The 21,252-nt window shown below is 63.4% G+C and carries 18 protein-coding genes; 11 read left to right on the top strand and 7 right to left on the bottom strand.

The window, feature by feature from the left end; all coding sequences use genetic code 11:
- The first annotated feature begins 98 nt into the window (after nt 1-98).
- Both AC1DYR_RS21490 and AC1DYR_RS21485 read left to right on the top strand, forming a co-directional pair.
- Complete coding sequence (locus AC1DYR_RS21490) at nt 99-1,280, top strand: acyl-CoA dehydrogenase family protein (RefSeq protein WP_477706874.1); 1,182 nt, start codon at nt 99-101, stop codon at nt 1,278-1,280.
- A 36-nt stretch (nt 1,281-1,316) separates the two neighbouring features.
- A complete protein-coding gene (locus AC1DYR_RS21485; protein ID WP_477706873.1) occupies nt 1,317-2,432 on the top strand; it encodes an acyl-CoA dehydrogenase family protein in 1,116 nt (371 codons plus the stop codon).
- Between the two features lie 120 nt (nt 2,433-2,552).
- Here AC1DYR_RS21485 and AC1DYR_RS21480 read toward each other — a convergent pair whose 3' ends face one another.
- Complete coding sequence (locus tag AC1DYR_RS21480; RefSeq protein ID WP_092128654.1) at nt 2,553-3,110, bottom strand: HNH endonuclease; 558 nt, start codon at nt 3,108-3,110, stop codon at nt 2,553-2,555.
- A 162-nt stretch (nt 3,111-3,272) separates the two neighbouring features.
- On the opposite strand from AC1DYR_RS21480, the gene AC1DYR_RS21475 reads away from it, so the two are divergent.
- The 4 genes from AC1DYR_RS21475 to AC1DYR_RS21460 all read left to right on the top strand — a co-directional run bounded on the left by AC1DYR_RS21475 (nt 3,273) and on the right by AC1DYR_RS21460 (nt 9,459).
- Entirely contained in the window at nt 3,273-4,307 is a 1,035-nt protein-coding gene (locus AC1DYR_RS21475) for a bifunctional riboflavin kinase/FAD synthetase (RefSeq protein ID WP_477666172.1), read from the top strand.
- A 117-nt stretch (nt 4,308-4,424) separates the two neighbouring features.
- Nucleotides 4,425-7,244 carry an isoleucine--tRNA ligase gene (ileS, locus tag AC1DYR_RS21470; RefSeq protein WP_477706872.1) on the top strand — a complete coding sequence of 940 codons (2,820 nt, stop codon included), beginning with the start codon at nt 4,425-4,427 and terminating at the stop codon, nt 7,242-7,244.
- Nucleotides 7,244-7,744 carry a signal peptidase II gene (gene lspA, locus AC1DYR_RS21465; protein WP_477685899.1) on the top strand — a complete coding sequence of 167 codons (501 nt, stop codon included), beginning with the start codon at nt 7,244-7,246 and terminating at the stop codon, nt 7,742-7,744. Before ileS ends, lspA begins: the two co-directional genes overlap by 1 nt.
- Nucleotides 7,745-7,800: 56 nt before the next feature.
- On the top strand, nt 7,801-9,459 hold the full coding sequence (locus AC1DYR_RS21460) for a Na/Pi cotransporter family protein (protein WP_457279510.1): 1,659 nt from the start codon (nt 7,801-7,803) through the stop codon (nt 9,457-9,459).
- Here AC1DYR_RS21460 and AC1DYR_RS21455 read toward each other — a convergent pair.
- The 4 genes from AC1DYR_RS21455 to AC1DYR_RS21440 all read right to left on the bottom strand — a co-directional run bounded on the left by AC1DYR_RS21455 (nt 9,456) and on the right by AC1DYR_RS21440 (nt 14,549).
- A complete protein-coding gene (locus AC1DYR_RS21455; RefSeq protein ID WP_477706871.1) occupies nt 9,456-10,277 on the bottom strand; it encodes an NUDIX hydrolase in 822 nt (273 codons plus the stop codon). The genes AC1DYR_RS21460 and AC1DYR_RS21455 overlap by 4 nt on opposite strands.
- Before the next feature lie 239 nt (nt 10,278-10,516).
- The gene (locus tag AC1DYR_RS21450; RefSeq protein WP_477706870.1) at nt 10,517-11,884 is read right to left on the bottom strand and encodes a DUF1501 domain-containing protein; all 1,368 of its coding nucleotides are present in this window, start codon (nt 11,882-11,884) and stop codon (nt 10,517-10,519) included.
- Between the two features lie 122 nt (nt 11,885-12,006).
- Nucleotides 12,007-13,440, bottom strand: coding sequence for a DUF1800 domain-containing protein (locus tag AC1DYR_RS21445; RefSeq protein ID WP_477706869.1), 1,434 nt, complete (start codon nt 13,438-13,440; stop codon nt 12,007-12,009).
- Between the two features lie 113 nt (nt 13,441-13,553).
- Entirely contained in the window at nt 13,554-14,549 is a 996-nt protein-coding gene (locus AC1DYR_RS21440) for a quinone oxidoreductase family protein (RefSeq protein WP_477706868.1), read from the bottom strand.
- Between the two features lie 140 nt (nt 14,550-14,689).
- On the opposite strand from AC1DYR_RS21440, the gene AC1DYR_RS21435 reads away from it, so the two are divergent.
- From AC1DYR_RS21435 to AC1DYR_RS21425, 3 genes are all read left to right on the top strand, one after another.
- Nucleotides 14,690-15,589 (top strand): DMT family transporter, encoded by a 900-nt coding sequence (locus AC1DYR_RS21435; RefSeq protein ID WP_457279515.1) that lies wholly within the window; start codon nt 14,690-14,692, stop codon nt 15,587-15,589.
- 337 nt (nt 15,590-15,926) lie between these two features.
- The gene (locus AC1DYR_RS21430; RefSeq protein ID WP_477706867.1) at nt 15,927-16,163 is read left to right on the top strand and encodes a hypothetical protein; all 237 of its coding nucleotides are present in this window, start codon (nt 15,927-15,929) and stop codon (nt 16,161-16,163) included.
- 13 nt (nt 16,164-16,176) lie between these two features.
- The gene (locus AC1DYR_RS21425; RefSeq protein WP_477706866.1) at nt 16,177-18,168 is read left to right on the top strand and encodes an AAA family ATPase; all 1,992 of its coding nucleotides are present in this window, start codon (nt 16,177-16,179) and stop codon (nt 18,166-18,168) included.
- A 38-nt stretch (nt 18,169-18,206) separates the two neighbouring features.
- Here AC1DYR_RS21425 and AC1DYR_RS21420 read toward each other — a convergent pair whose 3' ends face one another.
- Complete coding sequence (locus AC1DYR_RS21420; RefSeq protein ID WP_477666164.1) at nt 18,207-18,581, bottom strand: hypothetical protein; 375 nt, start codon at nt 18,579-18,581, stop codon at nt 18,207-18,209.
- 16 nt (nt 18,582-18,597) lie between these two features.
- A complete protein-coding gene (locus AC1DYR_RS21415) occupies nt 18,598-19,392 on the bottom strand; it encodes an SDR family oxidoreductase (RefSeq protein ID WP_477666163.1) in 795 nt (264 codons plus the stop codon).
- A gap of 70 nt (nt 19,393-19,462) precedes the next feature.
- On the opposite strand from AC1DYR_RS21415, the gene AC1DYR_RS21410 reads away from it, so the two are divergent.
- Together AC1DYR_RS21410 and AC1DYR_RS21405 are read left to right on the top strand one after the other, a co-directional pair.
- Nucleotides 19,463-20,032: an SH3 domain-containing protein gene (locus AC1DYR_RS21410; RefSeq protein ID WP_457279521.1), complete on the top strand. Its 570-nt coding sequence runs from the start codon at nt 19,463-19,465 to the stop codon at nt 20,030-20,032.
- Between the two features lie 22 nt (nt 20,033-20,054).
- Entirely contained in the window at nt 20,055-21,116 is a 1,062-nt protein-coding gene (locus tag AC1DYR_RS21405) for a M48 family metalloprotease (RefSeq protein ID WP_477706865.1), read from the top strand.
- The last annotated feature ends 136 nt before the right edge of the window (nt 21,117-21,252 follow it).

Raw genomic sequence — 21,252 nt, 5'->3', positions numbered from 1 at the left:
ACGAATGTCCCAACTGAGACATAAAATTGCGAACGACCGTGCTAAAAATAGAAAATCGACCGTAGATATACCTGCCAACCGGCCTGGAGACATTCACCATGGATTTAGCTTTCACCCCTGAAGAACAGGCCTTTCGCGAAGAAATACGCGCCTGGGTTCACGCCAACCTGCCCAAAGACATCTCGCACAAGGTGCACAACGCCTTGCGCCTGTCGCGTGACGACATGCAGCGCTGGGCCAAGATACTCGGCAAAAAAGGCTGGCTGGGCCACGGCTGGCCCAAGGAGTTCGGCGGCCCGGGCTGGAACGCCGTGCAAAAACATTTGTTTGAAGAAGAATGCGCACTGGCCGGTGCGCCTCGCGTCGTGCCCTTCGGCCCGGTGATGGTCGCGCCCGTGATCATGGCCTTTGGCAGCCCCGAGCAGCAAAAGCGCTTCCTGCCCGGCATTGCCAGCGGCGAAGTCTGGTGGAGCCAGGGCTACAGCGAGCCGGGCTCGGGCTCTGACCTCGCGTCCGTCAAATGCCGGGCCGAGCGCCAGGGCGACAAATACATCGTGAATGGCCAGAAGACCTGGACCACGCTGGGCCAGTACGGTGAATGGATTTTCTGCCTGGTACGCACCAGCACCGAAGGCAAGCCGCAAACCGGCATTTCGTTTTTGCTGATTGACATGAAGTCGCCCGGCGTGACAGTGCGCCCCATCGTGCTGCTGGACGGCGAGGCCGAGGTCAACGAAGTCTGGTTCGACAACGTCGAGGTGCCGGCTGAAAACCTGATCGGCGAAGAGAACAAGGGCTGGACCTACGCCAAGCACCTGCTGAGCCACGAGCGCACCAACATCGCCGATGTGAACCGCGCCAAGCGCGAGCTGGAGCGCCTCAAACGCATCGCCAAAGCTGAAGGTGTGTACGACGACCTGCGCTTTCGAGACGAAATCGCCAAGCTGGAAGTCGACGTGGTCGCGCTGGAAATGCTGGTGCTGCGCGTGCTGTCGGCCGAGAAGTCGGGCAAGAACTCCCTGGACATCGCGGGCCTGCTGAAAATTCGCGGCAGTGAAATCCAGCAGCGCTACAGCGAGCTGATGATGCTGGCCGCCGGCCCCTTCAGCCTGCCCTTTATTGAAGAAGCCATGGAAGCCGGCTGGCAAGGCGACTTCCCCGGCGGCCTGCCGGGTGATGCGCCGCTGGCGTCCACTTACTTCAACATGCGCAAGACCACGATTTACGGCGGCTCCAACGAAGTCCAACGCAACATCGTCTCGCAAGTCGTTCTCGGCTAAGCCCGATCAGTTCATTCCGGTTTAAAGGAAAGCATCATGGATTTCGATTTCACCGACGACCAGGAACAGCTGCGCGACGCCGTGCGCAAATGGGTCGACAAGGGCTACGACTTTGAACGCCGCCGCGGCATCGCCAAGGCGGGCGGCTTCTCGCGCGAGGCCTATGGACAGATCGCCGAACTGGGCCTGACGGGGCTCTACATCCCAGAAGCCGACGGCGGCCTCGGCATGGGCCCTGTTGAGGGCATGGTGGTGATGGAAGAGCTGGGGCGCGGCATCGTGCTGGAGCCGTTTGCGCAAGCGCTGATTGGCGGCGGCGTGCTGTCCGGCTATGCACCCGCCGCCGTCAAGGCCGCCTGGCTGCCGAAAATCGCCTCCGGTGAGGCGCTGGTGGTGCTGGCCTACCAGGAACGCGCGGCCCGCTACGACTTTGAAAAATGTGAAGCAAAAGCGGCTCCAGCCCAGGATTCATATGCACTTACTGCTACAAAAAGCATAGTACCGGCAGGCGACCAGGCGGATGCCTTCGTCGTCCCGGCCATGGCCAACGGCAAGCTGGCGCTCTTCCTCGTCGAGCGCACGGCGGCCGGCGTGACGACCCGCGGCTACGGCACGCAAGACGGCGGACGTGCCGCTGAAGTGACGTTGAAGAACACGCCGGCCGCATTGATCACGCTGGACGGCCTGGCGGCCCTGGCCCACGCGGTCGACATCGGCATCGCCGCAACCTGCGCCGAAGCCGTGGGCGTGATGGACAAAACGTTGGCCATCACCGTCGAGTACATGAACACCCGCAAGCAGTTCGGGGTGGCCATCAGCAGCTTCCAGGCGCTGCGCCACCGCGTGGCCGACATGAAGATGCAACTGGAGCTGGCGCGCTCGATGAGCTATTACGCCTCGCTCAAGCTCAACGCCCCGGCCGACGAACGTACCCGGGCGCTGGCGCGCGCCAAGTACCAGCTGGGCGTATCGATGCGCTTTGTGGGCCAGCAGGCCGTGCAGCTGCACGGCGGCATCGGCGTGACCGACGAGTACATCGTGAGCCACTACTTCAAAAAGCTGACGCAACTGGAAATGACCTTTGGCGACACGCTGCATCAGCTGGGCGAGGTGTCGAGCCGGATGCAGGAGACGGCTGGCGTTTTCGCCTAGAGCAACACTCACCCCCGATGCGGCCTGCGGCCGCCTCCCCCTCAAGGGGCGCCCCTGGCGGCCCGGCGAAGCCGGTTCCGCGGTGACACTGGACCTCGCACGTGACCGTATCAGGACGCGTCAGGCGTGCAAGCGTGAGGTCTTGGGAATATGCGCCATCAAAAACTCCATCTGGTCCGCCAGGATGCGGCGGTTGCGCAGGATGAAGTCTTCCCAGAGGCTGGGCACATAAGGCGTATAGAGCAGCGGCATGTGCGCCTGCTCGGGCGTGCGGCTGCTTTTGCGGTGGTTGCAGGCGCGGCAGGCCGTCACCACGTTCATCCAGGTGTCTATGCCTTTTTGGGCAAACGGGATGATGTGCTCGCGCGTCAGGTCTTCTTCATGGAAATGACCGCCGCAGTAGGCGCACACATTGCGGTCGCGGGCGAAAAGCTTGCCGTTGGTCAGGCCCGGTTTCAGGTCAAACGGGTTGATGTTGGGCACGCCCTTGGTGCCGATGATGCTGTTGACGGTGATGATGGACTGCTCGCCCGTGATGGCGTTGTGCCCGCCATGGAAGGTGACGACTCGCGCGCCCATCTCCCAGCGCACCTCGTCAGCCGCGTAATGCAACACGGCTTGTTCAAGGCTGATCCAGGATTGCGGCAATCCCTGGGCTGAGAGCTTCAAGACCTTCAAAACGAACCTCCATCATGGTGGATGACGCATGGAAACACGGCGTTCGGCTGACTGTGTATCAATATACAGTGAAATCATGGCAAACAGGTTCAAATCCCCCATAAACCACTTTGAAGCCCCGTTGAGACGGCCTCCAGCGCTATAAAAACGATAATTGCCCCCATGAAAATTTTCCGCGGCTACCACCATCCCCAGCTGGCGGCGCAATGCGCCCTGACCATCGGCAATTTCGATGGTGTGCACCGTGGCCACCAGGCCATGCTGGCGCTGCTGAAAAATGAGGCACAGCACCGCGGGGTTCCCAGCTGCGTCATGAGCTTCGAGCCCCATCCGCGTGACTACTTCGCAGGTGTGGCCCGCAAGCCCGAACTGGCCCCCGCGCGTATTGCCACCCTGCGCGACAAGCTCACTGAACTGGCCCGCTGCGGGATCGACCAATGCGTTGTGCTGCCCTTCAACGCAGCACTCGCATCCCAGCCGGCCGAATCGTTTATTGAAGATGTGTTGCTCAAAGGCCTGGGCGTGAAGTACGTACTGGTGGGCGACGACTTCCGCTTTGGCGCCAAACGGGTGGGCGACTACGCCATGCTGGACGCCGCCGGCGACCGCCTGGGTTTTGACGTCGCCCGCATGAACAGCTATGAAGTCAGCAACACCCGGGTGTCCAGTTCTGCGGTGCGCGAGGCGCTGGCGCAGGGCCAGATGACCCGCGTGGCCAGCCTGCTGGGCCGACCTTACAGTATTTCGGGCCATGTGGTGCATGGCCGAAAACTGGGTCGCGACCTCGGTTTTCGCACGCTCAATCTCCGGTTTTCCCACTGGAAACCGGCAGCCAGCGGGATTTTTGCGGTGCAGGTGTTTGGCCTGGCCGACCAGCCCATTCCCGGCGTAGCCAACCTGGGGATCCGGCCCTCGCTGGACCCGGCCGACATCAACGGCGGGCGCGTGCTCCTGGAGACGCATTGCCTCGAATGGCCGGCCAGCCTGGGCCCCGAGGGGGCATACGGTAAAATCATCCGTGTGGAACTGCTTCATAAACTGCACGACGAACTGAAGTACGACAGCCTGGACAGCCTGAAAACAGGCATCGCCAAAGACTGTGACGAAGCGCGGGCGTTTTTTGCCCAGCCGCCCAAGTCGTTTCCAGCCTCCATGCACACGGAAACCAGCCGCCAGACCACGCGCGACCGAATTTAGACGATCTCGTCGCCTCTGGCCTCGCCTTTCATTTTTTGGCGACCGGCTTCTCCCCACCGTATTTCCGGCGGCCCGCTTTTTCAGGCCGCCCCAACAACAGCATCCCAGAAGCATCCCATGTCCGAAACCAAAACCGATTACCGCAGCACCCTGAACCTGCCTGACACACCTTTCCCGATGCGCGGCGACCTGCCCAAGCGCGAAGCCGGCTGGGTCAAGGAATGGGACGAAAAAGGCATCTACAAGAAGCTGCGCGACGTGCGCGCCGGCAAGCCCAGGTTCGTGTTGCACGACGGCCCGCCCTATGCCAACGGCAAGATCCACATCGGCCACGCCGTCAACAAGGTCCTGAAAGACATGATCGTCAAGGCGCGTCAGCTCAAGGGCCTGGACGCGATCTACGTGCCGGGGTGGGATTGCCACGGCCTGCCGATCGAGAACGCGATTGAAAAACTGCACGGCCGCAACCTGCCGCGCGATGAGGTGCAGGCCAGGAGCCGCGCCTTCGCCACCGAACAGATCGCCGGCCAGATGGCCGACTTCAAGCGCCTGGGTGTGCTCGGCGAATGGGACAACCCCTACCGCACGATGGATTTTGCCAACGAGGCCAATGAAATCCGCGCCCTCAAACGCATCATGGAACGCGGCTTTGTCTACCGTGGCCTCAAGCCCGTGTACTGGTGCTTTGACTGCGGCTCGTCTTTGGCCGAGTTTGAAATCGAATACGCCGACAAGAAGTCGCAGACGCTGGATGTCGGCTTCAAGTGCGCTGAGCCGGAGAAGCTCGCGGCCGCTTTCGGCCTCAAGAGCCTGGCCAAAGACGCCTTCGCGGTGATCTGGACGACCACCGCCTGGACCATCCCGGCCAACCAGGCGCTCAACCTGAACCCGGAACTCGAATACGCACTGGTCGACACAGAGCGCGGTATCTTGCTGCTGGCTTCAGTGCTGGTCGAGAAATGCCTTGAGCGCTACCAATTGAGCGGTACCGTGCTGGCCACCACGCTGGGCAAAAACCTGGCGCTGCTGAAATTCCAGCATCCCTTTTATGACGTCGATGCAGGCTACCGGCGCTTCAGCCCGGTCTTTCTGGCCGACTACGCCACCGCCGACGACGGCACCGGTATCGTGCACTCCTCTCCTGCCTATGGCGTAGAGGATTTCAACTCCTGCGTGGCCAACGGCATTGCCTACGACGACATCCTCAACCCGGTGCAGGGCAACGGGCGTTATGTCGACGATCTCGCGCTGTTTGGCGGCCTCAATATCTGGAAGGCCGCGCCGCTGGTCATCGACAAACTGCGCGAACACGGACGCCTCTTTGCCACCCAGGACATCCTGCACAGCTACCCGCACTGCTGGCGCCACAAGACGCCGGTGATCTACCGCGCGGCGGCCCAGTGGTTTGTGCGCATGGACGAGGGCGAAGGCGTTTTCACCAAGGACAAGGCACCGCAAACCCTGCGCAAGCTGGCCCTGGCCGCCATCGAAGAAACCAGCTTCTACCCGGAAAACGGCAAAGTCCGGCTGCGCGACATGATTGCCGGCCGGCCCGACTGGTGCATCAGCCGCCAGCGCAACTGGGGCGTGCCCCTGCCTTTTTTCATCCACACCGCCACCGGCGAGCTGCACCCGCGCACCATGGAAATCATGGACCAGGCAGCCGCCATGGTGGAGGCCGGCGGCATCGAGGCCTGGAGCAAGGCCACGGCCGAGTCCATCATCGGCGCCGATGCGCCGGATTACATCAAGAGCACCGACATCCTCGACGTCTGGTTTGACTCGGGCACCACGCACGACCATGTGCTGCGCCATAGTCACGCCGCGCAATCGACCTGGCCGGCAGACCTGTACCTGGAAGGCCACGACCAGCACCGCGGCTGGTTCCACTCGTCGCTGCTCACCGCCTGCGCGATGTACGACCATGCGCCGTACAAGGGCCTGCTCACGCACGGCTTCACCGTCGACGGCAAGGGCCGCAAGATGAGCAAGAGCGAAGGCAATGTCGTGGTACCGCAAGAGGTGAGCGACAAGCTGGGCGCCGAGATCATCCGCCTCTGGTGCGCCTCGACCGACTATTCGGGCGACCTGGGCATCGACGACAAGATCCTGGCCCGCGTGGTGGACGCCTACCGCCGCATCCGCAACACGCTGCGCTTCTTGATGGCCAACGTGAGCGACTTCGACCCAGCCAAAGACGCCGTGCCGTTTGAGCAGATGCTGGAAATCGACCGCTACGCGCTCAGCCGTGCATCGCAACTGCAGGCCGACATCCTGGCGCATTACGAGGTGTATGAATTCCACCCGGTGGTCTCCAAGCTGCAGATCTATTGCAGCGAAGACCTGGGCTCCTTCTACCTCGACATCCTGAAAGACCGGCTGTATACGACCGGCCCCAAATCGCTGGCCCGCCGCAGCGCGCAAACTGCGCTCTGGCAGATCACGCACGCCATGCTGCGCTGGATGGCGCCCTTCCTGAGCTTCACAGCCGAAGAAGCGTGGAAGGTGTTCGGGCAGTCCGAGTCCATCTTCATGGAAACCTATGCCGAGTTCCCCGCGCCCGACGCAGCGCTGCTGGCCAAGTGGTCACGCATCCGCGAAATCCGCGATGCGGTCAACAAGGACATCGAAGCCCTGCGCACCGACGGCAAGGTAGGCTCTTCGCTGCAGGCCAATGTCGCGCTGGAAGTGGCCGCCGAAGACCATGCACTGCTGGCCTCGCTCGGTGAAGACCTCAAATTTGTCTTCATCACATCCGCTATTGATTTAATAGCTGCTAGCGCAGTATCAACGCGGGTTTCAGCCAGTTCTGACATCAAATGCGAGCGCTGCTGGCACTACCGGAGTGACGTGGGACACGACCCCGCCCACCCGACCATTTGCGGCCGCTGCACCAGCAACCTGTATGGCGCCGGTGAAGACAGGAAGTTCGCCTGATGGCCAAGATGACCTTCATCAAATCAGAGGGCAGCATGCTCCCCTGGCTGGGCCTGGCACTGCTGATCCTGATCGCTGACCAGTTCACCAAGGTATTGATCCTGGGCTACTACCGCCTGGGCGACTCCACCTATGTGACGAGCTTCTTCAACGTCGTGCGCGTGCACAACACCGGTGCGGCGTTTTCCTTCCTGGCCGAAGCCTCTGGCTGGCAGCGCTGGTTCTTCACCGCCATCGGGGTTGCCGCGGCGCTCTTTATTGTGTGGATGCTGCGCTCGCATGCCGGGCAAAAGCTGTTTTCCTTCGCGCTGGCCTGCGTCCTGGGCGGTGCGGTCGGCAACGTCGTTGACCGCACCCTGCATGGCTATGTGGTGGATTTCCTGCAGTTCCACTGGCACGGCTGGTATTTTCCATCGTTCAATATCGCCGATGCCGCCATCACCGTTGGCGCGGTTTGCCTCATCCTGGATGAGCTGCTCCGGGTTCGGCGTACCCGATAAACCGGAGTCGGACCGCTTGCAGCCATCCGGTTCAAGGGTATAGTGGTTCCGACCTTATGAAGCATTTGTTGAATCTTTTGGCAGCCATTGCGCTGCTCGTGTGGGGCACCCATCTCGTTCGTACCGGCATCCTGCGGGTGTTCGGTGCCAATCTGCGCCACGTGCTCGCAGTCAGCATCAGCAACCGGCTGGCTGCGGCCGTCTCGGGCATCGGGGTGACGGCCCTGGTGCAGTCCAGCACCGCCACCTCCCTTATCGTTTCGTCATTTGTCGGGCAGGGCCTGGTCACCCTGCCGCTGGCGCTGGCCGTCATGCTGGGCGCGGACATCGGCACCAGCCTGATGGCCGTGGTGTTCTCTTTTGACCTGTCCTGGCTGTCGCCGCTCTTTATCTTTGTCGGCGTCGTGCTGTTCATCTCGCGGCAAGACACCAATGTCGGCCGCTTCGGCCGGGTGCTGATCGGCCTGGGCCTCATGCTGCTGGCCTTGCGGCTGGTCACGGCCTCCACTGAAGTTCTGACCCAGGCACCGGCCGTGAAAGCCCTGCTGGGCTCCCTCAGCAGCGACCTGCTGCTCGAAATCACAGCGGGCGCCTTCCTGGCCGTGGTGTCGTACTCCAGCCTGGCGATTGTGCTGCTCACGGCCACGCTGGCCGCCTCGGCCGTCATCCCCATTGACGTGGCGCTGGGCCTGGTCTTGGGCGCCAACCTCGGCAGCGGGCTGCTGGCGGTGCTCACCACACTGCGCTCGGCCGTTGAAGTGCGGCAGGTTCCGCTGGGCAACCTGTTCTTCAAGCTGCTGGGCATCATCGTCGCAGCGCCCTTCATCGGCCTGTGGCTGCGCCACGTGCGCCCCTACCTTGGCGAAGCCGCCACCGTAGTGGTGCTGTTCCATCTCACCTTCAACATGGTGGTGGGTGCCATATTCATTGGCTGGACGCAGGTGATCGCGCGCTGGGTGGAAAAGCTGCTGCCCAAGCCCGACAAAAACAAGGCCGGCGGCCGCCCCCATCATCTCGACCCTTCCGCACTGGCCACGCCGTCGCTGGCCATCTCCTGCGCGGCCCGTGAAGCGCTGCACCAGGCCGACGTGGTGGAAACCATGCTGCTGGGCGTGCTGGCGGTCATCCAGAAGAACGACCTCAAGCTGGCCGAAGACCTGCGCAAGATGGACGATGCCGTCGACGAGCTGTATTCGTCGATCAAGTACTACCTCACCAAGATTTCACGCGAAGCGCTGGCCGAGGAAGAAAGCCGCCGCTGGACCGACATCATCAGCTTCACCATCAACATGGAGCAGATCGGCGACATCATCGAGCGCGTACTGATCGACATTGAAGACAAAAAAATCAAGCCGGGCCGCAACTTCTCGGACGCCGGCATGGCTGAAATCGTCGAACTGCACGAGCGCCTGGTGGCCAACCTGCGCCTGGGCATGAGCGTGTTCCTCAATGGCACGGTGCGCGACGCGCAAAAGCTGCTGGAAGAAAAAGCCCGTTTCCGCGACCTGGAGCGGGCATATGCCACGACCCACCTGGGTCGGCTATCAGCCAATACGGTGCAGAGCCTGGAAACCAGCTCGCTGCACATTGACCTCATCAGCGAACTCAAGCGCATCAACTCGCACATCTGCTCGATCGCCTACCCGATCCTGGATTCGGCCGGCGCACTGGCCCCCAACCGCTTGCGCCAGCCGGCACTGACCGACCAGGCCTAAGTAAGGCCCATGGCGTCTGAAAGAATCAGCGTCGCTTCGGCCGTGAATTCGCCGCGCTGCATGGCCTCGAGCAAGTCCCCGGCCCCCATCAAGCGAAACTGCTCGACCTCGCCGTCCTGGTTGTCGGGCACCATGCCCTCGGGTACGGTGCAGACATACCAGTCGATGTCCTCCACCACATAACCCGCGCCGTTGCCGTCGGTGGCCGGCCGCCGCGCCGCCAGGCGCCCGCCGTAGCGCATAGCCTGCAGCGCGGCCGTGTGCAGGCCGGCCTCTTCCCAGGTCTCGCGCACGAGCGCGGTTTCCACCGTATCGGCCGCCGACACCATGCCGCCCATCAGCGTGTCCCACAGGCCCGGATCATTCGATTTGTTGAAAGCACGCTGCTGCACCCAGAAGCGCCCGTCAGGTGACTGCCCCACCAGGTGCACCGCCAGCGTGGTGATGCCCAGCGGCCGCACAGCCGCGCGCTCCACCGTGCCCTTGCGGTGGCCGAACTGGTCGGGCACCGCGAGCTGCTCGTCGCGCCAGGCACCGGCGAGGCCCGCTTCATGCAGCGCCACCGCGATTTTGTTCAGACTGGTCGTGACGTCACCCATCACGCGCCAGCCCAAAGTTGAGGGGCGCTCTTCCTTGAGCAGCGGATGGTCGCCGTCGGTCATGGTGTGGAGGGCCAGCTTGTGGAAGAAGCCGGGTTCTACCGAGCCGATTACCGATTCACCGGCCCACAGCGGCACACGTGGGCGCAGCGGCGGCTGGATCGCTCCGGCGCGCAGGGCTTGCAGCCATTGGGCATCAAAAGCAGGCGGCATCATCATGCGTCCTTGGGGCCCGTGCTGGCAGGCCATTGATATGCGAAAAGACCGGGGCAGCGGGCCATCCCGGATTCTGCTGCGCAGTTTACTTCGCCCACACCAACCGGACAGTGCAAACCTGCCGGCCAGGCGGGAAGCATCAGCTCCGGAAATTTATTTGCTATTAATTTAATAGCTGCTCGCGCTTACGCCTATTGGATAAAACGGCCAAAACCCTTGAATTCGGGCGCAAACCTGCGAAGCTAGGCTTTGACGAACAAACCGTCCAGGCGCTTGTCCCACCTGGCTCCCGGCAACACATCAGCCAGCTGCGCATCGCCAAATGCAAAAGTCCCCCGCAGCACCTGAGCCAGCACCGCGCGGTAATCATGGTGCGCCGGCAAGTCGCGTCCTTCGTTGAGCTGGGCCAGGCCCGTCCATTGGCCATGCCAGCGTCCGCCGGCGACACGGTTGCCCATCAGCCACATGGCATTGCCAAAGCCGTGGTCGGTGCCGCGTGTGCCGTTTTCGGCGCTGGTGCGGCCGAATTCGCTCATCACCACGACGACATCGCCGGGTTCGGAAAAATCCTGGCGCAACTGCGCGATGCCGCGCGCCAGGTTGCCGAGGTTGTTGGCCAGCTGGCCGGTGGCAGCGCCCTGGTTGGCATGGGTGTCCCAACCGCCGGCCGACAAAAAGCCGATGCGCAACTTTCGGTCGTTGCGCATCAGCGTGCCCAGGTGCTGCGCATCGAGTTGCAGGCCCACCGGGTCGGCCGCGCCGTTGCTGGCCGCCTGCATTTGCGCGTTCAGCGCCTGCGGATTGCCGGGCGTGCCATCGCGGTCCAGGCGCTTGTCTGCCATGCGTTTACTGTCTTCCGCCATTTTTTCGGCCCTGGCGTTTTTCTGCTCCGTGAGCTCCTGCGCACTCTGCATGCGGCTACCCGCACCCTGGCGGAAGGCTTCGCTGATCTTGTCGTCACCGGCATACAGGTCCATCAGCGCCTGGCGGGTTCTGTCGTTGGCCAGCACGCCGGTGCGCTCGGCCGACTGGCCGCGCGGTATCAACCTGACGGCCGCCTGCCCGCCCAGAATGGCCGGATTGGCCTCGCCCACGCCGAGAGCGGTGGCGCCCGGTGCAGCGGCTTTGCCCAGGCCCGCTGTGGTGTTGAGCCACCCGGGCGCACTGCTGGTCTTGCCGCCCTGCGCGATCTCCATCTGGTACTGTGCATCGAAATGCGAACGGTTGGGCGCAGGCAGGCCGGCCGCGGGCACAAAGCCCAGAACGCCTTGCTGCCACAGCGGCAGCAGTGGAGCCAGCGCGGGATGCAGGGCAAAAGTCCTGTCGAGCTTCAAGGCGGTTTGCGTCGTGCCGTCGGGCGCCGCAATCGCGATGTTGGGGCGCAAAGCGTAGTAGTCCTTGTCTGCGTAGGGCACAAAGGCCGACAGACCGTCATACGCGCCGCGCAGGAAGACGACGATAAGGCGCCCGCCGTCCAGGCCTGATCGGCTTGCGGGCAAGGCTTGCGCCCACACGCCGGGCGCTGCCAGCGACAAGGCGGACAACGCGCCCAGGCCCACCAGCCGGCGGCGTTGCAGCAGATTCGCCGATGAAGAAAAATTGGAATTCATAGGAGTCCTTGTTGCGGCATATTCCATGTCCAGATCAAGCGTGAACGCGAAGGCCCGCTGCAGACAGTGCTACAGCACGGCAAGGCGGGCCGACAAAGTGCACGTTTGATTTGGACATGGAATTATTTGCGCATGAAGTCAGGGCTGGCCAGCATCAGGCCGGTGCGCTTCTGCGCGGGTTCCTGCGCAATGCGCTCGCGCGTCGCAATGCTGAAAAAGGCGTTGAGGTAAGACGGCTCAGCTGTGCGCTGGGCCAGGCCCATGGCGTAATCGGCGCGGCGCGTCAAAGCCTCAGGCGCAAGCCAGGTACCGGCATCGGTTTTGTAGCCGTCGGGCGTTTGCCAGCCATGCATGGGCTGGCCGGCCTGCGCCAGGAAGCCCAGGGTTTGCACGATATCGCGGCGCTCCTTGACACCCCCGGCCGCAGTGAGCGCCGAACAGGCAAAGTCCAGCGGGGTTTTAAACAACTGGTTGTCTTGCGCCCAGAATTCCGGTGATTCGATCAGGGTGCGCATCACCGCGCGGATGTCTCCCTGGGTAGCCGTGAAGGCAGTCGCCAACCGGTTGACCAGCGCGGGCGAGGGTTTGTCGGCCACAAAAAAACTGGCCAGCCGGATGGACACACGCCGTGCCGTCTCGGGCCGGCGTGCCAGGAAGCGAATGGCTTCCTCGCCTTCCGCAACGCCCTCACTGCCGAACGTACGGCCCAGCAGCACCTTGCCCTCCTTGTCGTGCAGGCGCTCGGCAAAACGAAAACCCTCGCCGTCCTTGAGGTTCACCGTCCAGCCGGTGAGGATGCGGGCCAGTTCGTGCACGTCTTTTTGCGTGTAGCCGCTGTTCACGCCCAGGGTGTGCAACTCCATCAACTCACGCGCGTAGTTTTCATTGAGGCCGCGGCTGTTGCTCTGCGCCTGGTCCAGGTAGAACAGCATGGCCGGATGCCTGGCGCTGGCCAGCAGCAAGTCTTCAAAACGGCCCAGGGCGTTGGCGCGAATCACATTGATCTCGTAGTGGCCGACAAAGGGGCGCACCGGTCCCTTGCCGACGAACACATTGAGGTGGTTGAACCAGAACTCGGTCATGCGGGCCAGCAGCGGATTTTCCAGCGCCGGATCGCTGCAGGACATCAGCCGCCAGGCGGCCGCGCCCTGAGCCATCTCGCGGCTGAATTTTTCCCCGCCTGTATCGGCCGCGGCGGCCATGCCGGGCTTGGGCGTTTCGCGCGCAGCCCGGCGCATCTCGCGCTCGGCCTGGAAGCTGCGCGCGATGTCATTGAGCGGTGCGTTGATGCCGGCGATTTCGGCAGGAAGGGTGGGAGGGCGCAGGCTTGCGGCATAGGCCGCATCCAGTTGCTGCAGCGCCCAGGCGCGCGGCGAGGCCGCGGCGGCCTGCGTCGAGGCCGGCGTGGGTGCATACCCCAGGCGCGAAGCGGCGCGCCATGTGGCGGCAAGCTTGGCCGGCGGCGGCACGGCATCGGCCTGCGCCTGCGCCGCCGGGGCGGCGAGGCAAGCCAGGAAGGCCGCGAGCATGCCGGCCTGGGTGATCGCTGTGGGCATCGTGTTCTCCTGGGGTCTGTTAGCAGGCCCTCGCCCCTTGTAACGCATCCGCCACGCCTTGCGTTGAATGCCGCCCGTGGCTTTACACAGGTTTACCGCCCCAGGGCCGGTGGTTACAGCGTCAGGATGGTGCAGCCCGTGGTCTTGCGGGCTTCAAGCGCACGGTGCGCCTCGGCCACGTCGGCCAGGGCAAAACGCTGGTCTATGGGGATATGGACTTTGCCGCTGATGACCATGGCGAACAATTCATCCGCCATTTCCTGTGTGGTCTCACGCGTCGCAATGTGGGTAAAGAGCGTCGGCCGTGATACGTAGAGCGAGCCCTTGGCTGCCAGCAGGCCGATGTCCAGCGGCGGCGTCTTGCCCGAGGCATTGCCAAAATTGGCCAGCAGGCCGAAGGGGCGCAGGCAGTCCAGTGACTGGAGGAAGGTGTCCTTGCCGACCGAGTCGTACACCGCCTTCACGCCCTTGCCACCGGTGATCTCCTTGACGCGGGCCACGAAATCTTCCTTGGTGTAATTGATGGCAAAGGCCGCGCCCTGCGACAACGCCAGCGCGCATTTCTCATCAGAGCCGGCGGTGCCTATGAGTTGCAGGCCCATGGCCCTGGCCCACTGGCAAGCGATCAGGCCCACGCCGCCGGCGGCCGCGTGAAACAGCACATGGTCGCCGGCGTGCAAGCCGCCCTGTGGCTGCGTGCGCCGCAGCAGGTACTGCGTGGTCAGCCCCTTGAGCATCATGGCCGCGCCGGTTTCAAACGAGATCGCATCGGGCAGCTTGCACACGCACTTGGCCGGCATCACGCGCACTTCACAGTAGCTGCCGGGCGGCTGGCTGGCATAGGCCGCGCGGTCACCCGCTTTCAGGTGAGCCACGCCCTCACCAACAGCCTCGACGATGCCGGAAGCTTCCATGCCTAGCTGAAGCGGCATGGCAAGCGGGTAGACACCGCTGCGTTGGTACACGTCGATGTAGTTCAAGCCAACGGCCTTGTGACGGATGCGTATTTCGCCCGGGCCGGGGTCGCCTACCGTCACGTCTACCAGTGTGAGTTCTTCAGGTCCGCCGTGCTGGTTGATTCGTACGGCTTTGGAGGTGATGGAGGCCATGGATTTCCTTGCAAAGGTTGCAGATGGAGAAAGAAAAGGGGTGGCCGTCATGGTGCCATGAATCGAAATGGGCCGCAGGCGCCGAGGGTTGAACCCCGCGCGGCGAGAGGAAAACGGTCGTGCTTGATAAAGTCCCCGTCATGACCCAACGCCTCACGCCCGCCACCGCCACGCTGCTGGTGGTCCCTCCCTTGCTCTGGGCCGGTAACGCCGTCGTCGGCCGCCTCGTCACCGGCCTTGTGCCGCCCATGACGCTCAACTTCCTGCGCTGGGCCCTGGCCTTCGTGATCCTGTTGCCGCTGGCCTGGCGCCTGCTCAAACCGGGCAGCAGCCTGTGGCCTCACTGGAAACGTTTCGCGGTGCTGGGCCTGCTGGGTGTGGGTTGCTACAACGCCTTGCAGTATCTGGCACTGAAAACCTCCACACCGCTCAACGTGACGCTGGTGGCGTCAAGCGTGCCGATCTGGATGCTGGTCGTGGGGGCGCTGTTTTTTGGCCAGACTGTGTCGAAGCGACAGACCACAGGTGCCGTGCTGTCGATTGCCGGCGTGCTGGTGGTGCTGTCGCGTGGCCAACGGGAATTGCTCATGCAGGTGCAGCTGGTGCCCGGTGACCTGTACGTGCTGCTGGCCACGCTGGCCTGGGCGTTTTACAGCTGGCTGCTGTCGCAACCCAAAGAACCGGCGGAAATCCGCCGCGACTGGGCGGCCTTCCTGCTCGCGCAAATCGTGTTCGGACTGGCCTGGTCGGGTGCGTTTGCCGCCGGCGAATGGGCGTTGACCGACGCGCACATCCAATGGGGCTGGCCGCTGGCCGCAGCCCTGCTGTACGTGGCCGTGGGACCCGCGGTGATTGCCTATCGTTGCTGGGGCATGGGCGTGCAGCGTGTCGGGCCGGCGATTGCGGGCTTCTTTTCCAACCTCACGCCGCTGTTCGCTGCATTGCTGTCGGCGGCCTTTCTCGGTGAGTTGCCGCACCTCTACCACGCGCTGGCTTTTATGCTGATCGTGGGCGGCATCGTGGTGTCGTCGCGGCGCTGAAGCGCGCAGCAATTAGCGCAGCAGCGGTTTGATTTTCACAACACATTGTGAGAAATCGCTGCATAAAACTTGCCAAGCCCGCGTGGGCTCTTCAGAATCCGTTCCTTGCTTTGAGCCACTGTGCAACGAATAACCTTGCGCAGTAAACACCTTGAAGCCCTCAAGACCATGACTTTGTTCACTCACACCTGACGCACCCTCCACTGCCCCCGGCTGGATGTGGTGTCAACCATACCCAGCCCTGCGGGCAGTCGGTGCTGTGCCTTCACGTGTGAAGCGCGCTCCGAAAACCCCAGGCTGATTTTTCGCCGGGGTTTTGCTTTTTCGGAGCGTGCACATGAGTGCAAAAACTTTTTCCCGTGACTTTGCCGCAGGCAAGGTCAAGCATTTGCGGCGCATGAAGCAGCCGCTTGCCTTGACCTTGCCGTCACCCACACCGCGCAATCCCGTGGTGCGGGCCCTCGTCCAGCGTGCCATCACGTCGGGTGCGGGCAAACATATTCGCAGCGCCGGCGCCCATCGCCGGGCTGAAACCGTGGCTTTGCAAAAAGCCCTCAAAAATTTGACTGACTGACATGAAGAACGATATGACAACCGAGACGGTGGCCGTAGCCCGCGTGCCGCCCGAGCTCATGCGCGAACGCAGTGCCCACCTGGCCCTCGTCGCCACCGAGCTGAAGACCGAGCTGTTCGGTATTGACGACATCATCGACCGGGTGATCGAGTCGATCCGCGCCTGGTATGTGCTGCCGCACATCATTCGCCGCCCGGTGATCGTGTGCCTGTGGGGACTGACCGGCACCGGCAAGACCCAGCTCACGCGCCGCCTGGCGCAGAAGCTGGGTTTCTACGATCGCTTTGTCGAAGTGCAGATGGACGGCTTCAGCAACGGCAGCAGCTGGCGTAGCGCCGACTCCATCAGCGGCATGCTGGCGGAGTCCGCCGTTGCCGAGAGCGAGCCTGGCATTCTGGTGCTGGATGAATTCCAGCGCTTTCGCACCATCAACGAAAAGGGCGATGAGGTCGCCGTCAAACGCTACCAGGACGTGTGGCAGTTGCTGTCCGACGGGCGCCTGCCGCCGTCGCTGTCTTTTCTGCAGGAGCTGGAATCGTCTCTGGCTTTCTCGCTGTATGACCACGAACGCGAGGAACAGGCTGATGAAAAGCCTGCCAAGGACGGCGTCCAGGCCAAAAAGCTGAAGTTCGCCCTCTCGCCCTACCAGGCTCAGGAATTCAAGCAAAGCCTCAAGCTCAAGGAACCACTACAGGAGGTGATGACCTGGACACCCCAGCAACTGCAGGAGCGCATGCTGGCGTTCAGGGCATCGACCGACTCGTGGGAAACGGATTACAGCCGCTTGCTCATCATCGTTTCGGGCAACCTCGACGAGATGTATGAGGGAACCGCCAAACGCGTGGAAGACTGCGACACCGATGCCGACATCTTTCATGCACTGACGAAAAAACTGTCGGTCATTGACGTCAAGAAGGCCCTGGGAGAGCGCTTCAAGCCCGAGCAGATCGCCCGGCTGGGGAACAACCATGTGATCTACCCCTCGCTGAGCCAGGCCACGTATGAGCGGCTGATCCGCAGCACCTGTGCCAGATACGTTGGTGAAATGCAGGCGAGTGCAGGACTGTCTTTTGATCTGCATGAATCGGTGTACCAGGGAATTTATGCCAATGCGGTCTTCCCGGCCCAGGGCACACGCCCGCTGTTCTCGTCGATTCACGCCATCCTGAGTGCGCCGCTGGTGAATGCCGTGCTGTGGGCGTTTGAGCATGATGTGCCGGCGGACACCACGCTGCACGTGAGGCTGGACGCCGCCACGCAATCCCTGCACGTCAGTCATGGCGAGTGCGGGGGCGGGAGCATCGCCTACCCCGTGCCGCTGGACCTCAACCAGCTCAAGCAGCGCGCCAGCCCCGACTTTCGGGCCTTGCTGGCCGTGCACGAAGCAGGCCACGGCCTGGCCTACGGCCGCCTGTTCGGCCATGCGCCGCAGGAAGTCAAGATCAACGTGGCGTCTTTCGAGGGCGGCTACAACAGCTATGTGCGCATGAAGGCCGAATCACGTCAAAGCTGCCTGGACCGCCTCTGCGTGGGTCTGGCCGGCCGCGCCGCCGAAGCGCTGGTGTTTGGCGAAGACGCCTGCACCACGGGCAGCGAGAGCGACTTCAAGAACGCCACCGCCCTGGCCGCGCGCTTTGTGCGCCACTTCGGTTTCGGCAACCGGCTGAGCCACACCGACGTGACCCACGACATGGACGACAACCTCAACACCGATGTTGAGCCGACCAACGCCGAGATCGAGGCCCTGCTCGCGCAGGCGTACGCGCGCGCACAGGAGATTCTCAGAACCGATTCGGCCTTGCTACTGAGCATCGTGGACGAACTGCTGGCGCACGGCCAGGTGAGCAAGGAGAAGATGGCCGGCCTGCTGGGAGTGGGCATCGCGACAGAAGAGAGAATGCTCATGCCTTATGCCGAGCAGCTCCAGCTGTTCAGCCTGCAACACGGGCTGATGCAGCGGGTTAGCGCTACTGCAGTGGAGGCTGTCGAACCTGCGCTTGAATGATTGCCTGAACGTTAACGCTAACTTGAGCGCTGGGGCATTCAATCCAGGTCCAGGCCGAAGTTCCGCCTGAAGGCATCGCAAAACTCCACAGTCCCACTGAGGGACAGGGTGAGCGTATGCCGCGGCTTGCCGGGCAGGCCGGCTTCCACCTCCAACCGTCGCGAAACCTCGTCATAGTGCAAGGCCTCGGGCGCCGTCAGCTCCTGCATGCCGTGCAGGTCGTAATCCCAGTCAAAACCCTCCTCGAGCGGGCCGCGCCGCCCGGGGAATTCCGCGTGGGCCCATGCCAATACCTGGACGGCTTCAGCATGGACGGCCAGCACCTGGTCCGGCCATGTGGAGGCCATGGCTTCCAGCGTGCCCGTGCCGTCGCTGCTCTCGGCGTAATCGAATTGGAGGTAGTCCAGGCTCAAGGGAAGCGCCTGGTGCTCAATAAGTGCCCGGATAAGCCCCGCCGTCAGCCAGCACGTTTTGCCCCGTCATGTAGGCGGCATGCGTGCTGCACAGGAAGGCGCAGATGGCGCCGAATTCTTCGGGCGTGCCGAAGCGCTGGGCCGGGATGTTCTTGCGGCGCGCATCCATGATGGCTTCCAGGGGCTGGCCGGTTTTTTGCGCAGCGCCGCTCATGGTGCCGCGCAGGCGGTCGGTGTCGAAAGCGCCCGGCAGCAGGTTGTTGATGGTCACGCCTTGCGCCGCGAGTTTGGTGCGTGCCACGCCGGCCACAAAGCCGGTCAGGCCGCTGCGCGCGCCGTTGGACAGACCCAGGATGTCGATAGGCGACTTGACTGAGCTGGAGGTGATGTTGACGATGCGCCCGAAACCGCGCGCCGCCATGCCGTCGACCGTGGCCTTGATGAGCTCGATGGGAGTCAGCATATTGGCGTCCACCGCCTTGAGCCAGGCGTCACGGTCCCAGTCGCGGAAGTCACCGGGCGGCGGGCCGCCGGCATTGGTCACCACGATGTCGAAGTCCTTGCGCAGCGCGAACACCGCGGCGCGGCCTTCGGGTGTGGTGATGTCGGCGGCGACATACTGGACGCTGGCGCCTGCGGGTTTGCCCTTATCCGTCTTCAGTTTTTCAGCCGCGGCCTTCAGCGTTTCCTCGCCGCGCGCCACGATCAGCACATGCACGCCTTCGCGCACCAGCGCCTCGGCGCAACCCAGACCCAAACCCTTGCTGGCGCCGCAGACCAGCGCCCATTTGCCTGCAATACCCAAATCCATAATAATTCCTCATTACAACCACGGGGGAGAGCGGCTCATGATACTGAGTAAATACAAAATGCAGGCGGGAATGGTTATCGCTCCCCTGCTCACATCGCTGCTGGTTTTCAGTGCGGCGACACAGGCCCAGCCGCAAGGCGAGGCCGTGCTGATCAAGCGCGCAGCCCAACTGCGCGAAGGTCCGGGCGAATCGGCCCGCAGCCTGGCCCCGCTGCCGGTTCAAACCTCGGTGACCCGGCTGGGCGAGCGCAACGGCGCGTGGATCAAGGTCCGCATGGCCGACGGCACCAGCGGCTGGGTGCACATGTTTGACATCACGGCCCCCAGCTCGCAGGCCGGTGCCGGCACCGGTGCACTGCGCAGCCTGTCGAGCTTTTTCAACAAGGGCAGCGCACAGGCGCCGGGCGGCGCAGTGGCCACATCCACCGTCGGCATTCGCGGCCTGGGTGCGGAAGACCTTGCCAATGCCGTTCCCAACCTGGCGGCCGTGGCGCAAGCCGACGCCAACCGTGCGAACGCTGCGCAAGCCAGGCAGTTCGCGGGCGGTGCCTCGCTGAACGTCCGGCAGGTCGATCCCCTGCCCACACCCACACCGCCGGCTGCCGCACCCAGCACCAGAACCGAACAATACGGCGGCTAAAAACAAGACAAGAGGCACCGCAATGAATCTTCACACCCTCCAAACACTGGCAACGCCCGCACGCCATGCGGTTTTTGCATTGACCCTGCTGGCCGGCTTGCTCCCTCTGGGCGCTCATGCCCAGGATGCGGGCAAGGCGCTAGGCGGCCTGTTCCAGTCACTGATACGCCCTAACCAGCCGGCGCAGCCCGCCCCCGCGCAACCCAACTCTGCGGCCGGCCTGGCCGGCGCGTTGCTGGGCGCCAGCCTTACACCGGGCGGACAGCAGGCAGCCCAGGGTGGTGACCTGTTCCAGCTGTTGTCACAGTCGCTGGATCAGATTGACGAACCACGTGAAATCCAGATCGGCCAGCAACTGGCCGCCGTGCTACTGGGCAGCAAACCGCTCTACCCTGACGTGGCTGCGCAGCGCTATATCAACCAGCTGGGCCGCTGGATCAGCCTGCAGTCATCGCGGCCCGACCTGCCCTGGACCTTCGCCATCCTCGACGACCCCGGGTTCAACGCATTTGCCACGCCAGGCGGTTATGTCTTCGTCACCAAGGGCCTGATGGACCGCGTGGCGGACGAAAGCGAATTGGCCGGCATCCTGGCCCATGAAATCACCCATGTCACAGCCAAGCACCACTTGATCGCCCTGAACAAGGCGGCACGCGCCGGCCTTCTGACGCAGGTGATCAGCTCTCAGCTGAAGAACGACCTGGGCGGCCTGGTGTCGTCGCAGTTGCTGGCGCTGGGCAAGAACATGTACACCAAGGGCCTGGACCAGCAGGACGAGTTTGACGCCGACCGTACCGGCGTGGCTCTCGCCGCGCGCGCTGGGTTCGATCCCTACGGCCTGGTGGCGGTGCTGCAGCAACTGCGCAGCGCAGCGCCGGACGATGCGCTATTTGCCCTGTCGCTCAGCACCCATCCACCGGCACAGACGCGCCTGAACCAGCTTGAGCAGGCCATGGGTAACCGGCTCGATGCTTACGCGGGCCAGCCGTCCGTCACGGTAGCGCAGCGAATGAGCGCTTCGAACCGCCGGCCTACGGCGCAGGCACCCGCACCCACGCGCACCACCGGCAAGAAAACGAACTAGGACGTAACGGGCCTACGACGGCGGCATTTCTTCACCAAGCGGGGCCGCGGGACTGGCCTTGCCAGACCGCGGGCGCAGCGGCCCCTGGGTAATGAAAAGGGGCAGGGAGAAGCCGCAGGCTACACGAAGTGAGCGA

The sequence above is a fragment of the Polaromonas sp. P1_F9 genome (assembly GCF_056405615.1).
Note: the sequence above shows the minus strand (reverse complement) of the source record. Positions and strands in the feature narration are given on the sequence as shown.